This is a genomic window from Kitasatospora sp. NPDC101235 (assembly GCF_044767505.1).
Classification (GTDB): domain Bacteria; phylum Actinomycetota; class Actinomycetes; order Streptomycetales; family Streptomycetaceae; genus Kitasatospora.
The window spans coordinates 13,260-27,090 of sequence record NZ_JBIWNZ010000017.1 but is presented as its reverse complement, the minus strand read 5'-3'; the positions used below and the strand labels follow the sequence as shown (position 1 = coordinate 27,090).

Sequence of the window (13,831 nt, the reverse complement as noted above, 5' to 3'; positions counted from 1 at the left end):
GGTGCGGCGGATACCGGTCGGCTGTCAGTCCATCGACATTCCGCCGTTGACCGCGGCCGTGGTGCCGGTCATGAAGGCGTTGTCCCCGCTGGCGTAGAAGGCGACCGCTTGGGCGACATCGGCCGGACGTGCCAGGCGGCCCACGGGGGTGAGGGCCACCTGCCGCTGCCTGGTCTCGTCGTCGAGCGCGGACCCCATGCGGGTGTCCTCCACCGGGCCGGCTGCGACGATGTTGACCGTGATGCCCTGCGGGCCCAGTTCCTGGGCGACGTAGCGGGCGAACTGCTCCAGGGCGGCCTTGGCCGCGCCCAGCGCGATCATGCCCGCCCGGGGCCGGCGGCTGAGGCCGGTGCTGATGTAGATGATGCGCCCCCAGCCCTGTTCGCTCATGGCGGGCAGGACTGCCTTGGTGACCGCGAACGCCGCACGCATCTCGGCGTCGATCTTGCCGCCCAGCTCCTCCCACGTCATGTCCTGGAACGACTTGACCGCGTACGGGATCAGCGCGTTGTGCACGAGCACGTCGATGCCGCCCCACGCCGCCCGGACCTGCTCGACCATGCTCTGGACGGCCGCTGCCTCGCGCACGTCGGCCTGCACGGCCATGGCCTGCCCGCCTGCGGCCTCGATGTCGGCCACGACCTCGTCGGCCGCCTTGGTGTTGCGCAGGTAGTTGACCACCACGCGCATTCCCCGCGCGGCAAGGAGACCTGCGGTGGCCGCACCGATTCCGCTGCCGGCCCCTGTCACCAGTGCCACCCGGCCGTCTGCCCCGGTCACGAGCCCACCTCCTGATCATCGTCGCGGGCCGTCGGAACGACCGCCCGGAGTCCTTCGCCCCCGCTGCCGGGGTCTGCTGAGCGGATCGCCCCGTGGAGCACCGTGTCGACGGTCCCCCGCAGCAGATCGGCCGCGGTTCTGTTGGTGACTGCTACGGCCAAGGTAGAACGGCTGTGCGCGCACCGCGCGGTTGCACGTGCCGGGGACGTGGCCCCGTCCACCCCGACCGGACGCGAGGGAACGACGGGCGAAGCACGCGAGACCCGGGAACGCAGCGCGTACATGGTGGTGCTGGGCGCGGCCCACGTCCTCGTTCGGCCGCACTGACGCCTTCGGCGGGCGGCAGGCCCAGCGGAGCGCTCCGGCGCGCCGCTGGGCCTGCCGGGTGCCGATCCGGCGGACGGTGCAGATGATCAGCACACCGGCCGGCACGTCGAGTGCGGTGGAGGCGGTGCCCAGGTACACGGCTCGGCGCCCCAGGCGCAGGACGGCTCGCGGGATGGTGGGGAAAACCCGACCACAGGACTCGACTTGGCCGTGATGACCGCGCCGGCCTGCGCCGATGCAATGGAGGGGTGACGAAACGGGCGTGGTGGTGGTGCGGCGGGTGGGTGGTCGCGGCGGGGTGGGCGGGGGCGTTCCCGGTGGTGTCCGGGCTCGGGCCGCACCGGAGTTGGGGGGCCTGGGCGGCCTGCGGGTACCTGTCGGCGGCGCTCGCCGTGGTGCTGCTGCGGCGGCGCGGGCCTGAGGTTTCGGTGGCGGTCGCGGCCGTCGGGGCGGTGCTTGCGCCGCTGCTCGTGCTGGTACCGGACGGGCGGGGGCAGAGCGAGGTCGGGGTGATCGAGCGCTCCGGGTCGCTGCTGCTGCACACCGGCACGCCGTACCTGGCCGACCCGCAGTCCGTCGCGGAGTACACCCCGTACCTTCCCGGGATGGCCCTGCTGGGCCTGCCCCGGGCGCTGCTGGACGGTTCGCCGCTGGGCGACGCCCGGCTCTGGTGTGCGGCGGTGTTCCTGCTCTGCGTGCTGCGGACGGTACCCGCCGGGTGCCGGCTCGGCGCCGCCGCGCTCACCGCCTCGCCGGTGGTCGCGCTGCCGCTCTGCGTCAGCGGGGTCGACCTGCCGCTCACCGGCCTCTGCTGGCTCGCCCTGGTCCGCGCCGCCGAACGGCGGCCGGTGGCGGCCGGGTTGGCGCTGGCCGCCGCCTGCTCGCTGAAGTGGACGGCCTGGCCCGCGCTCGCCGTGGTGGCGGCCCTGCTGGCGGCCACCGCCGGGCGGCGCGCGGCGCTGCGCGGGGCGGCCGTCGCGGTGGGGGCGGCGGCGATGGCGGTGCTGCCGGTGGCACTGCGCGCACCGGGGCCGCTGGTGGAGCAGGTGTTCGCCTTCCCCACCGGGCGCGGCCGGCTGCCGACCCCGGCCGCCAGTCCGCTGCCCGGGCGGCTGCTCGCCGGGCTCGCCGTCGGGGCCTCGCTGCTCACCCGCCCGCCGCGCACCGCGGCCGCGGCGGCGCACCGGCTGGCCCTGGGGCTGTCGGCGGCCTTCCTGCTGGCCCCCGCCGGGCGGTTCGGCTACCTCGCACTGCCGCTCGTCCTCGTCCTGCTCTCCTTCCCGCTCTCCGTTCCGAAAGGCCTGCCATGGGCACCACCCTCGTCGTCACCAACGACTTCCCGCCGCGCCAGGGCGGGATCGAGACCTTCGTCAAGGCCATGGCCGACCGCGTCCCCGGCCACGACGTCGTGGTCTACACCTCGGCCGAACCGGGCGCGGAGCGCCACGACGCCGCTCTCCCCTACCCGGTGATCCGCGACCGCGCGCGCACCCTGCTGCCGACCCCGCGGGCCACCCGCCGGGCCGCCGGGATAGCCCGGGCGCACGGCTGCGACCGGGTGTGGTTCGGCGCCGCCGCGCCGCTCGCCGCGATGACGCCGGGGCTGCGGCGGCTGGCGCCCGGCATCCGCCGCACCGTCGCCACCACGCACGGCCACGAGATCTGGTGGGCCCGCACGCCGGGTGCCCGCGGCCTGCTGCGCCGGATCGGCCGCAGCACGGACGTGGTGACCTACCTCGGCGCCTACACCCGTGCCCGGATCGCCCCCGCGCTCGGGCCGGACGCCCGGCTGGCGCGGCTGGTGCCGGGGGTCGACCCGTCGGTCTTCCGGCCGGCCACCGCCACCGGCGCGTCCGCCGCCCCGGTCGTCCTCTGCGTGGCACGGCTGGTCCCGCGCAAGGGCCAGGACGTGCTGATCCGCGCGCTGCCCGCGATCCGCCGGGCGGTGCCCGGGACCACCCTGGTGCTGGTCGGCCGGGGCCCGGACGAGGACCGGCTGCGGGGCCTCGCCCGACGGCTCACCGAGCCGGGCAGCGTGGTGTTCACCGGCGGCCTCGACCACGCCGGGACGGCCGTCCACTACGCCGGGGCGGACGTCTTCGCGATGCCGTGCCGCACCCGTCGGCTGGGGCTGGAGGCCGAGGGCCTCGGCATCGTCTACCTGGAGGCGGCCGCCGCCGGCCTCCCGGTGGTGGCCGGCCGCTCCGGCGGCGCCCCGGACACCGTCCTGGACGGCGTCACCGGCACGGTCGTCGACGGCCGCGCCCCCGCCGAGGTGGCCGCCGCCCTGACCCGGATCCTGCTCGCCCCGCCCGCCGAGCGCGTGCGGACGGGGGCGGCGGGGCGGCGCTGGGCCGAGGAGCACTGGACCTGGGAGTCCTCGGCGCGGCGGCTCACCGACCTGCTGGACCCCGAGGTGCCCCTGCCCGGCGCGACCGCCCCGGTCACTCCTGCTGCCCCCGCAGGTGCCTGACCAGCCGTGCGATCGCGGGAGCCCCGCCGTTGGCGCGCACCGCCGTCACCCAGTTCCGCGCCTGGCCCGGCAGGTCGTCCCGGCTCGGGCAGGAGAAGCTGAACAGCCAGACGTGGGCGGACAGATCGCGCTCCGGCAGCGCCCGCCACTCCTCGCCCCCGGCCTCGGCCAGCACGTCCAGGCAGGCGGCGAGCGCCTGGTCGCCGTCCCCGCCCCACTCCTGCCGCAGCCACAGCAGGAAGTTCGTCTGGGCCGTCGTGCTGTCGTCCGTGGTCGCCTCGCCCTTGAGCAGTCGGTTGACGATTGCGCTCTGCGGTTCCCGTGTCCTCGCCATGACGCCATCGTTCCGGCACCGCAACCACCGTGACAAGTGGGTGGATCGTCACCCGGCCGGCCGCTCACTCCCCCGCAGGTGCGCCAGCACCGCGAGCACCCGCCGGTTGCCCTCCGTCGGGTCCAAGTCCAGCTTCGTGAAGATGTTCCCGCAGTGCTTCACCACCGAGGCCTCGGTGATGCTCAACCGGCCCGCCACGGCCTGGTTGTTGAGGCCCTCGGCCATCAGCGCGAGCACCTCGCGTTCGCGCGGGGTGAGCCGGGCCAGCGGGCGGTCGGCGGACTGACCGCGCAGCAACACCCGGACCACCTCGGGGTCGATCACCGTCTCCCCGTCGGCGACCCGCCGCAGCGCGTCCAGGAAGTCCGCGACGTCGCCGACCCGGTCCTTCAACAGGTACCCCAGACCGGCCGGTTGGGCGCCGGCGGCGGCGAGCAGCCGGGTCGCGTACGGGGTGGCCACGTACTGGGAGAGGACCAGGACGGGCAGGCCCGGGTGGCGCTCGCGCAGGGCGAGGGCGGCGCGCAGGCCCTCGTCGGTGTGGTCGGGGGGCATCCGGACGTCGGTGACCACGATGTCCGGCCGGTCGGCGTCCACGGCCGCGGCCAGCGCCCCGGCGTCGCCGACGGCGGCGGTCACCCGGTGGCCGCCGAGCGCAAGGAGTTCGACCAGTCCGGCGCGCAGCAGCACCGCGTCCTCGGCGATCACGACCCGGAGCACGGGACCTCCAGCCGCAGCGTCGTCGGGCCGCCCGTCGGGCTCATCACCATCAGCCGTCCTCTCAGCAGTGCCACCCGGTCGGCGAGTCCCGCCAGTCCGGCCCCGGCGGCCGGGTCCGCCCCGCCGCGGCCGTCGTCGGTCACCTGGACGACCAGCCGGCCGCCCGCGAGACGCCCGTGGACGGTGATCGCGGTGGCACCGCTGTGCTTGGCCGCATTGGTGAGCGCCTCGGTGACGGTGAAGTAGGCGGTGGTCTCCACGGGGGCGGGCAGCCGCTCCGGGAGCTCGATGTCGGTGGCCACCGGGATCGGGTGGCGCTGCGCGACCTCGTCGACGGCGGCGGCGAGCCCGTGGTCGGTGAGCACCTGCGGGTGGATGCCGCGCACCAGTTCGCGCAGTTGCTCCAGCGCCTGCCGGGCCTCGCCGCGCGCCCGGGTGACGAGTTCGGCGGCCCGGGCGTCCCGGTCGCCCTCGCCGCGGGTCTCCCGGCCACCGCCCCCGGCCCCCTCCCGGCCGCGCAGCTCGTACTCGGCGAGCCCGAGGGTCATGCTGAGCGCGACCAGCTGCTGCTGCGCGCCGTCGTGCAGGTCGCGCTCGATCCGGCGCCGCTCGGCCTCGAAGGCGTCGGCCAACCGCGCGCGGGAGCGGGTGAGTTCGAGCACCTGACGGCCGAGGTCGTCCTCCCGGGGCCCGAGCAGGAAGCGGGCCAGCGAGACCTCGGCACAGACCAGCAGCGCCCCGGCGTACGCGCAGAGCAGCAGGCCGGCCAGCCCGGCGGCGCTGAACGGCAGGGCGGCGAGCGGCCCGGCGACGGCGTGTCCGGGGACGAGCATCACGGTCTCCGGATCGAGCGCCCAGACCACCAGCGGGGAGATCACGTACAGGCCGGAGAGCACCAGCAGCACGGTGAAACCGAGCGAGGCGGTGGCCAGCACGGTCGAGACGAGCACGGCGTGGGCGAGTTCGCGCCAGGTGGCCCGCTCGCGCAGCCGGGTGCGGATCCGGGCGCGGCGGCCCGCTCCGGGCAGGCTCCGGTGCGGGTCGGACGGGGGGAACGGCTCGACCAGCCGCAGCCGCCACCGGGCCACGGCGGCGGCGGGGATGCCCGCGAGCGCCAGGGCGAGCAGCACCGGCAGCCCGACGCCGACCACCGACAGCCCCGCACCGAGCACCAGCAACGCCGCGAGGACCACCAGCAGCACCGGCCCGAACAGCGCGCCGCCGAGCAGGTACGCCCAGCAGCGCGGCACCCAGCGGGTGATCGGGAAGCGCAGCGGGTTCGCCCGCAGCGCCTCGCCCACGGACGCCGGCTGCTGCTCCCCCTCGCTGGTCCCCGCGCCGGTCCGCCCGCTGCTCCCCTCGCTCACCCGATCCACCCTAACCGACCGGCTGACGGCCCTTCGGGTCCTCGGCCGGCTGCACGGTCCGGGCCCGGCGCGGCCTGGTCAGCGCGACGGACACGATCACCAGCGCGCCGCCGGCCAGGGCGTTCCAGCCCACCGGCTCGTGCAGGAAGGCCGCGCCGAGGGCGGTGGACCACAGCGGGGTCACATAGGTGACCGCGGAGGCCACCGTCGCGCCCGCCGACCGGACCAGGCCCAGGTTGAACAGGTAGGCCAGGCCCGTCCCGAGCGCGCCGAGCACCAGCAGGGCGGCGGAGGCGGCGGGGCCGGGCCAGTGCGGGGCGCCCGCGGCGACCGGGGCGATCAGGGCCAGTTCGGCCGCGGCGCAGCCGATCTGGAGTGCGGAGAGGGTGGTCACCGACTCCGGGCGGCCCGAGAGGAAGCGGCGCAGGTAGGCGAAGCCGGCGCCGTAGCAGCAGGCGGCGGCCAGGCAGGCCAGCGCGCCGGCGGTCGCCCCGGCGCCGAGGCCGCGCCAGACCCCGAGCACGGTGAGCACGCCGAGGAAGCCGAGCCCGAGGCCGGCCAGCCGACGGGCGCCCGGGTGGCGCTCCTCGGGGACGGTGAGCACCGCGAACAGCAGGGTGAACAGCGGGGTGGTCGCGTTCATCACCCCGGCGAGCACCGAGCTGACCCTGGTCTCGCCGAAGGAGAACAGGGTGAACGGCACGGTGTTGAGCAGCACCGCGACCACGGCCGAATGCCCCCACAGCCCCCGATCGCGCGGGGCCCGCTCGCCGCGCAGCAGCAGGATCGCCCACAGCGTGACGACACCGAACAGGCAGCGCCACAACGCCACCCACACCGGCGGCACCCCCGCGTCGACCGCCACCTTGATCAGGGCGAAGCTCGCGCCCCAGATCACCGACAGGGCCACGAAGCCCGGCAGCCAGCGCCGCACCCCCACCACCTCCGTCCTCGCACTGCTCGCGTGTTCGCGTGTTCGCGTGTCGCTTGTTGCTTGTTGCTTGTTGCTTGTCGCTGGACAGAGCGTGGCCCGGCCCGGAGCATGAGTCCAACAAGTGGTAGCCCGTTCGTGATGAGGAAGTCTCATGACCCCGGACATCAACCTGGCCCAGCTCAGGGCACTGGTCGCGGTCGCCGACACCGGCGGCTTCAGTGCGGCCGCCGACGAGCTGGGCATCAGCCAGTCCGCGGTCTCGCACGCCGTCGCCGCGCTGGAGCGGAGCCTCGGCGCGCCCGTGCTGCGGCGCGGAAACCCGTGCCGCCCCACCCCGCTGGGCGAGCAGGTCCTGCCGCACGCCCGGACCGCCGTCGCCTCGGCCGCCGCCGTCCGCGCGATCGCCACCCGGCACTCCGGCGGCCCGACGGGCACGGTACGGCTGGCGGCGCCGACCACCGTCTGCCAGGCGCTGCTGCCCGGGCTGCTGCAGGACTGGCGGGCGGCCTACCCGCAGGTGACCGTCCGGGTCTTCGAGGGCGAGGACGAGGAGCTGGCGGCCTGGCTGGAGGCGGGCACGGTGGACGCCGCCGTGCTGGTGGACGCCGGGCCGCTGCCGCCCGGGGCAGTCGCGCTCGGCGCCGACTCGATGCACGCGCTGCTGCGCCGCGACCACCCGCTCGCCGGTCAACCAGCCATCAACGTAGCCGAGTTGGAGGACGACGACTTCCTGCTCTCGGAGGGCGGCTGCGAACGCCACATCCGCGAGGCCTACCGGCGGGCCGGCGCCCGCTTCACGCCCCGGCACCGCATCCGCGACCTGAACACCCTGATCGGCATGGTGCACGCGGGCGTCGGGGTCTCGGTGATGCCCGCGCTGGCGCTGACCATGCTCCCGGCCGAGTGCGTGCTGGTCCCGATCCGGCCCACCGTCCACCGGACGCTGTCGCTGACCGGGCCGACCGGCCGCCCGTGGTCCCCGGCGGTCAGCGGACTGCTGGCGGGGGTGGCGGCCGGGGCCGGGGTGAAGGCCGGGGCCGGGGTCTGACCTGCTGCGACGACTCCCGCACGGGTCGCGTGGATTCACCTGCGCGCCTGACGGGGCGTCCGGCGAGGGGGAAGCGGTGGGGCGGGCTGCCGCCGGCTACCAGAAGGTGATCACCAAGTACAACCTCAAGGCGATCGACTTCGACCTGGAGGAGCCGGAGTACGAGAACACCGCGGCCATCCACAACGAGATCGGCGCGGCGAAGATCCTCCAGCAGAACAACCCCGGCCTGTACGTCTCGATCACCACCGCCGGCACCAACGCGGGAACCGGCTGGTTCGGCACCCAGATGCTGGGCGAGGCCAAGTCGCAGGGCTTCACGCCGGACAACTACTCGATCATGCCGTTCGACGGCGGCTTCAACGGCGCCGCGGCGCAGACCGACGCACTGGTGAAGTTCAACGCGATCCTGCAGACCACCTTCGGCTGGAACGAGGCCACCGCGTACTTCCACCAGTCCGACTTCCAGACCGTGCTGGACTTCGCCACCGCGCACGGCCTGGCCCGGTACACCTACTGGTCGGTCAACCGGGACCGCCAGTGCGCGGGCAACGTCGACCCGGGGCTGTCCGGCTCCTGCTCCAGCGTGGTGCAGAACGACTGGGACTTCACCGGGTACACGGTGAAGTCCGCCGGGGCGACCCCGCCCACGACGACCCCGAGCTCCTCGCCGACCGGCCCGGGCACCCCGACCACCCAGGTGCCCACCCCGGGCACCTGCACCGCCCCGGCGTGGAGCGCGAGCACCACCTACAACGGCGGCGCCAAGGTCTCGTACAGCGGGCACGCCTACCACGCCAAGTGGTGGACGCTGAACGAGGTGCCGAGCGCCGGTGGCCAGTAGGGCGTCTGGGCCGACGACGGGCCCTGCTGACGGAACCTCCTCCGCTGCGGGTGGGGGCCCGGGGTCTCGCGGCCCCTGGGCCCCGGCCGGCAGCGGCACGGTCACTCCCCGGCGAACCGCTCCCGCAGCTCAGCCAGCACCTCCGCCGCCTCCGGCAGCCCGGCCGCCTCGCAGCGCGCGATGCCGGCGGTCAGCCGGGCCACCGCCGCCTCGGTGCGGCCGAGGTCGCTGCCCTCGATCAGCGCGGCCAGCCGGACGGCCTCCGCCCGCGGCGACTCGGCCTGCCCGCCGCCCGCCTCGTACTCCGGGATGGCCCGCTCGACCTCGGCGAGCGCCTCCTCGTACCGCCCGGCGACGGCCAGCGAGCGCGCCCGCTCGTAGTGCGAACCGCCGCGCAGGTACCACGAGTTGTACTCCTCGCCGCGTTGCTCGGCCGCCACGCCGACCGCGTCCGCCTCGGCCAGCAGGGCCAGCGCCTCGGCCAGCCCCTCCTCGCCCTGCTCCCGCGTCGTCAGCCGGGCCAGCTCCCGCAGGGTGGCGGCCAGCTGGTCCACCTGCGGCGCCTTGCCGTGCGCCTCGCGGGCCCGGGCCAGCGCCGCCTCGGCGGCGTCCCAGCGCTCGGCCCGCGCGAGCGCCAGGGTGGCCTCGCAGGCGACCATGGTGTGGGTCTCCTGGTCCTCCCAGCCGGCCACCAGGTCGGCCAGCCGCAGGTACTCCTCGGCGGCGTCCCGGTACTCCTCCAGCTCGGACAGGCCCCGGGCGAGGTCCAGCCGGGTCTGGGCGAGCATCCACACGTCCAGCCGGGCCGCCGACGCGTCCAGCAGCACCGACTCCAGCACGGCCACCGCGTCCGCCGCCCGGCCGGTGTCGCGCAGGACGTCGGCCAGCTGCAGGCGCACCTGGGCGGCCTCCTCGACCGCCTCGGCGCCCTTGCGGTCGTAGCGCGCGGCCGCCTCCGACAGCGCGCGGACCGCACCGCCGAGGTCGCCCGTCTGGAGGCAGGAGTGGCCGAGCATCATGTACGTCGGCGCGTACGGGTAGGAGTCGTCGCCCCAGCGCACGGCCTCGGCCAGCGCCCGGTGGAACACCTCGACCGCCTGGCCCGGCTCATGGCTCTGCAACAGCACCTGGCCCAGCAGGCCGAGCACCCGCGGGGTGTGCCAGGGCAGCTCCGCGGCGTCCAACTGGGCGAGCACCTCGCGCAGTTCGGCCTGCGCCTCGGCCAGCCGGCCCTGCCGGGCGGCGGCGTCGGCCGTGTACTGCCGGGAGGTGGCGGCCCGCCGCTCGGAGCCCAGCTCCACGGCGGTCCGCCGGTAGGCCCCGACCGCCGCCTCGAAACGCTCGGCCACCTCGGCGGTGGGCTCGGGCTCCGCCTCGACCAGGTCGTGGTGGGCGGCGTAGGCGCGGGTCTGCAGCACGATCAGGTAGTCGTCGTCGGTCAGTTCGCCGTCGGCGCGCAGTTCCTCGGCCCGGACCAGCGCCGCGTCGAGCGCCGCCCAGTCGACCTGCCTGGCGCCGCGCGCGCCGTCCTCGCCGTCCGCGCCCTCGCTGCCGTCCGGGTCGCTCTCGTTCCCGTCGTTCCCGCCGCTCCCGTCCTCGTCGCTCTCGTCCAGGTCCGCGATCAGCGTCCGGGTACGGCACATCAGCGCTGGCCCCGGCAGCCCCGCCTGCTCGAACAGCTCGGCGGCGGCCAGCAGCCCGGCCTTGCCCTCGGCGTAGGCGTCCCGCTGGAGCGCCTCGTGGGCACGCTGCTCGGCGAGTTCGGCGCGCAGCCGCTCGGGGCCGCCCAGTTCGGCGCTCTCCGGGTGGACGAAGCCTGCGGCCCCGGCGCGCTCGGCGACCCGCTTCCACAGCCGGTCGGAGTCCGGGTGGCCGAGCAGCTCCAGCTCGCGGGCCCGCAGCACGAGGGCGGTGAAGTCCTCCGGCTCCGGCTCGGCCGGCCGGCGCGGCGCGGGCGCGACGGCCGGGGCGGCGGACAGCTCGGGCGCGACGGCGGCCCGCACGCCCAGCGCCAGCGGCTCGGCGAGCAGCGGCTCGACGGCCAGCCGGGCGCGCCGCCCGGCGCCGACCGCGCCCGTGCCGTTGCGGGCGTCGAAGCGAGCGGCCAGCGCGTCGGCCTCGGCGCGCACGTGGGCGAGCAGGGAGTCCACCGTCCAGGCCGTGCCGGCCGGGCCGCTGACGGCGAGTTCGCCGTGGCCGGCCCGGGCGAGCTGGGCCGCCAGCACCTCCACGCCGGTCAGGAAGTCCAGCCGGGCGGCCGGGTCGCCGGTGACCGTGAACAGGGCGCGGTTCTCGGCGAGCAGCTCCAGGCCGCGCGGCTCGTTGCCGGACAGCGCGCAGAACTCGATGTGCAGGCCGACCGCGCTCAGCATCGAGGCCTTGCCGCGGGCGTGGCGGTAGCCGGAGAGGTGGCCGGAGCGGGCCTCGTCCGGCCGGCCCTGGCGCAGCTGCGCGAGCAGCGCGGTGGCCTGGCTGAGGTAGGGCTCCTGCTCGCAGCCGGAGCGGCCGTCCAGCACCGGGGCGAGCACCTCCAGCGCCCGGGCGTCGTCCCCGGCGGCGAGGAAGTGCCGGGCGCGGGCGCGGGTCTCGCAAGCGTGGCAGTCGCTCAGCTCGGAGCGCGGGCGGGCCGCCCACAGCTCGTAGGCGTTCTGCACGTCGATGCCGGTCTGCACGGCCAGGTGGTAGCGCTGGGCGTAGTACGGCTGGAGGTCGTGGCCGGCCGCGCGGTAGCGGTCGCGCAGCTCGGTGTGCCAGCGTCCGATCGCCGCGAGGGGGACGTCCGGGGTGTCCTTGAGCGCGTCGGCGACCCACTTGAAGCGCCAGAACACCTGGTGCCGGGCCCACTCGCCGAAGCCGTCCGGGTCGGTGTCCCAGAGCTTGAGGATGCGGGCGAAGACGACCGGGCCCTTGCTGCGCTCGCCGTCGTACTCGTAGGCCTCCATCAGCTCCAGCAGGGCCATCGAGCGGACCCCGGTGTCGTCGAACTGCTCGGCGGCGTCGACGAGTTCCTCGGCCGTGACGGTCCTGGTCCGGCCGTACGGACGGGCGTCGTTCTCGCGCAGCGCGGCCATCACCGCGTCGGGGGTGTCCAGCATCACGCCTCCGTCCCGCCGTCGCGGCCGGAGCCGGCAGCCTCGTGGCCGAGCATGGCGTGGTCGAGCAGGCTGATGAACGAGCGGTTGAGCAGGGCGGACTCGCTGGCCTTGAGCGGGCGGCGGGTCATCAGCACGGCCTGCCCGTACAGCGCCTCGACGGCGGTGACGGCCAGCTCGCGGTTGGTGACGGTGGCGGCGCGGCGCACCAGCGGGTTGAGGTGGTTGAGCACCAGCTGGGCACGGGGCACCTCGGCGCGCAGCGAGCCGAGGATGTCCGCCCACAACCCGTCCGCCTCGTCGGCGAGTTGGGCCCGGGTGCGCTCGTGCCGGGCCTCCCGGTTGTCGAGCAGCAGGGCGGGCGCGTTGGTCGGGTGGAAGCTGCGCAGCGCGACGTCGCAGTCGAACCGGCCGACCACCTCGCGGGCGATCGCCAGGAAGGCGTTGGCGGCCAGCTCGACGGCCGGGTCGACGGTGTCCAGGTGCGCGGTGACGGTGCCCGGGTCGAGGTCGGAGACCGAGACACCGGGGCGGATCTCGGGCAGCCGGTGCACCAGGTCGTGGTCGTACGTGTAGCCGCCGTTGACCACGCCGAGCCCGGCGGCGCCGGCGATCGGGGCGACCTGGCGGAACTCCTCGACCGTCCGGGTCACCAGCACCACCGGGTGGCTGCGGGCGAACTCGTCCAGGGTGACGTTGCCGTCGGTGGTCTCGAACGGCAGCCAGGGCAGCATCATCCGCAGCAACTCGTCGTCGTAGCGGGCGAGTTCCTTGACGGCCAGGTGGTGGACGGACAGGAAGCGGTGCAGCAGCGCCGGGTCGCTCGCGGACAGGCCGGTCAGCCAGTCGCGGATCCGGGCGCCGAGCGCGTCCCGGACGGCGGCCAGCGTCTCGTCGGCGTACAGGCCCTCGCGGGAGGCGGTGGGGCGCGGCCCGTCGGTGTCGACGACGCAGCGGACGAAGAACGCCCAGTCCGGCAGCAGTTCGTCGGCCTGGTCGGAGAGCAGCATGCCCTTGAGGTGCACCCGGTGGCCGTTGCGGCGCGAGGGCGGGGCGGCGTCCGGCAGGACGTACGCGACGCCGCGCAGGCCGACCAGCGGCAGGTCCAGCTCGATGGTGTCGAGCGGGGTGAAGTCGAAGGCGGCGCGGCAGTACTCGGTGAGCGCGTCGCGCTTGGCCAGCGGGGAGGCGTGGCGCTCGGCCCACGGCGGGGTGCGGTTGACCCGGTGCTCGGTGCCGCCCGCGTCGATCACGGTGACGTCGTGGCGCAGCAGGCTGCCGAAGTCCCGGGCGAGGGTGAGGACCCGGCCGGGGCGGGTCCACTCGGCGGCGTCGGCGCGCGGGGCCAGCGTCACGGTGGTGCCCGGCTCGGGCTTGGCCGAGGCGGGCAGGGTGCGGATGGTGTAGCTGCCGTCGGAGCTGCCGCGCCACTCGATCGCCGGGGCGTCCGGGGTGGCGGCGGAGCGGGTGACCACGGTGATCTCGTCGGCGACCACGAAGCAGGCGAGCAGGCCGATGCCGAACTGGCCGATGAAGTCGCCGCGGGCCCGGGCCAGCCCGTCGCCGTCGAGCCGGCCGTCGGCGTCACGCTTGGAGCTGCGGCCGATGGTGGCGAGGAAGGTGTGGACGTCCTTCTCGGTCAGGCCGATGCCGGTGTCGGTGACGGACAGCTCGTCGTCGGCGCGGACGGTGATCGTGGCCGGCGCCCCGGGGTCGAGGGCGTGACGGGCGGAGATCGCGTCCACCGCGTTCTGCAGCAGCTCGCGCAGGTAGACCCGCGGGCTGGAGTAGAGGTGGTGGGAGAGCAGGTCCACCAGTCCGCGCAGGTCCACCTGGAAGGTGTGCGCACTCGTCGGGTTGTCGGTAGGGGACACCGGAGGCTCTTTCGATCGCGGGGTGGATGACGGTGGCG

General features: G+C 75.6%; 10 protein-coding genes and 1 pseudogene. 4 read left to right on the top strand and 7 right to left on the bottom strand.

All coding sequences use genetic code 11. The features are described from left to right. Positions 1-24 precede the first annotated feature (24 nt). Entirely contained in the window at positions 25-780 is a 756-nt protein-coding gene (locus tag ACIRRH_RS26000) for an SDR family NAD(P)-dependent oxidoreductase (protein ID WP_403071899.1), read from the bottom strand. 644 nt (positions 781-1,424) lie between these two features. On the opposite strand from ACIRRH_RS26000, the gene ACIRRH_RS25995 reads away from it, so the two are divergent. Together ACIRRH_RS25995 and ACIRRH_RS25990 are read left to right on the top strand one after the other, a co-directional pair. Then, positions 1,425-2,579 (top strand): hypothetical protein, encoded by a 1,155-nt coding sequence (locus ACIRRH_RS25995; RefSeq protein WP_403071896.1) that lies wholly within the window; start codon positions 1,425-1,427, stop codon positions 2,577-2,579. After that, the gene (locus tag ACIRRH_RS25990; RefSeq protein WP_403072309.1) at positions 2,486-3,580 is read left to right on the top strand and encodes a glycosyltransferase family 4 protein; all 1,095 of its coding nucleotides are present in this window, start codon (positions 2,486-2,488) and stop codon (positions 3,578-3,580) included. The genes ACIRRH_RS25995 and ACIRRH_RS25990 overlap by 94 nt, the downstream gene beginning before the upstream one ends. Here the strand turns inward: ACIRRH_RS25990 and ACIRRH_RS25985 are convergent. The 4 genes from ACIRRH_RS25985 to ACIRRH_RS25970 all read right to left on the bottom strand — a co-directional run bounded on the left by ACIRRH_RS25985 (position 3,552) and on the right by ACIRRH_RS25970 (position 6,935). After that, a complete protein-coding gene (locus ACIRRH_RS25985) occupies positions 3,552-3,914 on the bottom strand; it encodes a hypothetical protein (protein ID WP_403071894.1) in 363 nt (120 codons plus the stop codon). The two genes, ACIRRH_RS25990 and ACIRRH_RS25985, sit on opposite strands and share 29 nt — an antisense overlap. Positions 3,915-3,962: 48 nt before the next feature. Next, positions 3,963-4,634 (bottom strand): response regulator, encoded by a 672-nt coding sequence (locus tag ACIRRH_RS25980; RefSeq protein ID WP_403071891.1) that lies wholly within the window; start codon positions 4,632-4,634, stop codon positions 3,963-3,965. After that, entirely contained in the window at positions 4,619-5,935 is a 1,317-nt protein-coding gene (locus ACIRRH_RS25975) for a sensor domain-containing protein (RefSeq protein ID WP_403072307.1), read from the bottom strand. The genes ACIRRH_RS25980 and ACIRRH_RS25975 overlap by 16 nt, the downstream gene beginning before the upstream one ends. A gap of 76 nt (positions 5,936-6,011) precedes the next feature. Continuing rightward, entirely contained in the window at positions 6,012-6,935 is a 924-nt protein-coding gene (locus ACIRRH_RS25970; RefSeq protein ID WP_403071888.1) for a DMT family transporter, read from the bottom strand. A 151-nt stretch (positions 6,936-7,086) separates the two neighbouring features. Between ACIRRH_RS25970 and ACIRRH_RS25965 the strand changes: the two genes are divergently transcribed. Continuing rightward, entirely contained in the window at positions 7,087-7,983 is an 897-nt protein-coding gene (locus tag ACIRRH_RS25965) for a LysR family transcriptional regulator (protein ID WP_403071885.1), read from the top strand. Positions 7,984-8,035: 52 nt separating this feature from the next. Further along, positions 8,036-8,827: pseudogene (locus tag ACIRRH_RS25960) on the top strand (carbohydrate-binding protein); the annotation flags it as partial. 101 nt (positions 8,828-8,928) lie between these two features. Here ACIRRH_RS25960 and ACIRRH_RS25955 read toward each other — a convergent pair. Together ACIRRH_RS25955 and ACIRRH_RS25950 are read right to left on the bottom strand one after the other, a co-directional pair. Further along, entirely contained in the window at positions 8,929-11,922 is a 2,994-nt protein-coding gene (locus ACIRRH_RS25955; protein ID WP_403071882.1) for a hypothetical protein, read from the bottom strand. Further along, complete coding sequence (locus ACIRRH_RS25950) at positions 11,922-13,793, bottom strand: HSP90 family protein (protein ID WP_403071879.1); 1,872 nt, start codon at positions 13,791-13,793, stop codon at positions 11,922-11,924. The genes ACIRRH_RS25955 and ACIRRH_RS25950 overlap by 1 nt, the downstream gene beginning before the upstream one ends. Between the last annotated feature and the right edge of the window lie 38 nt (positions 13,794-13,831).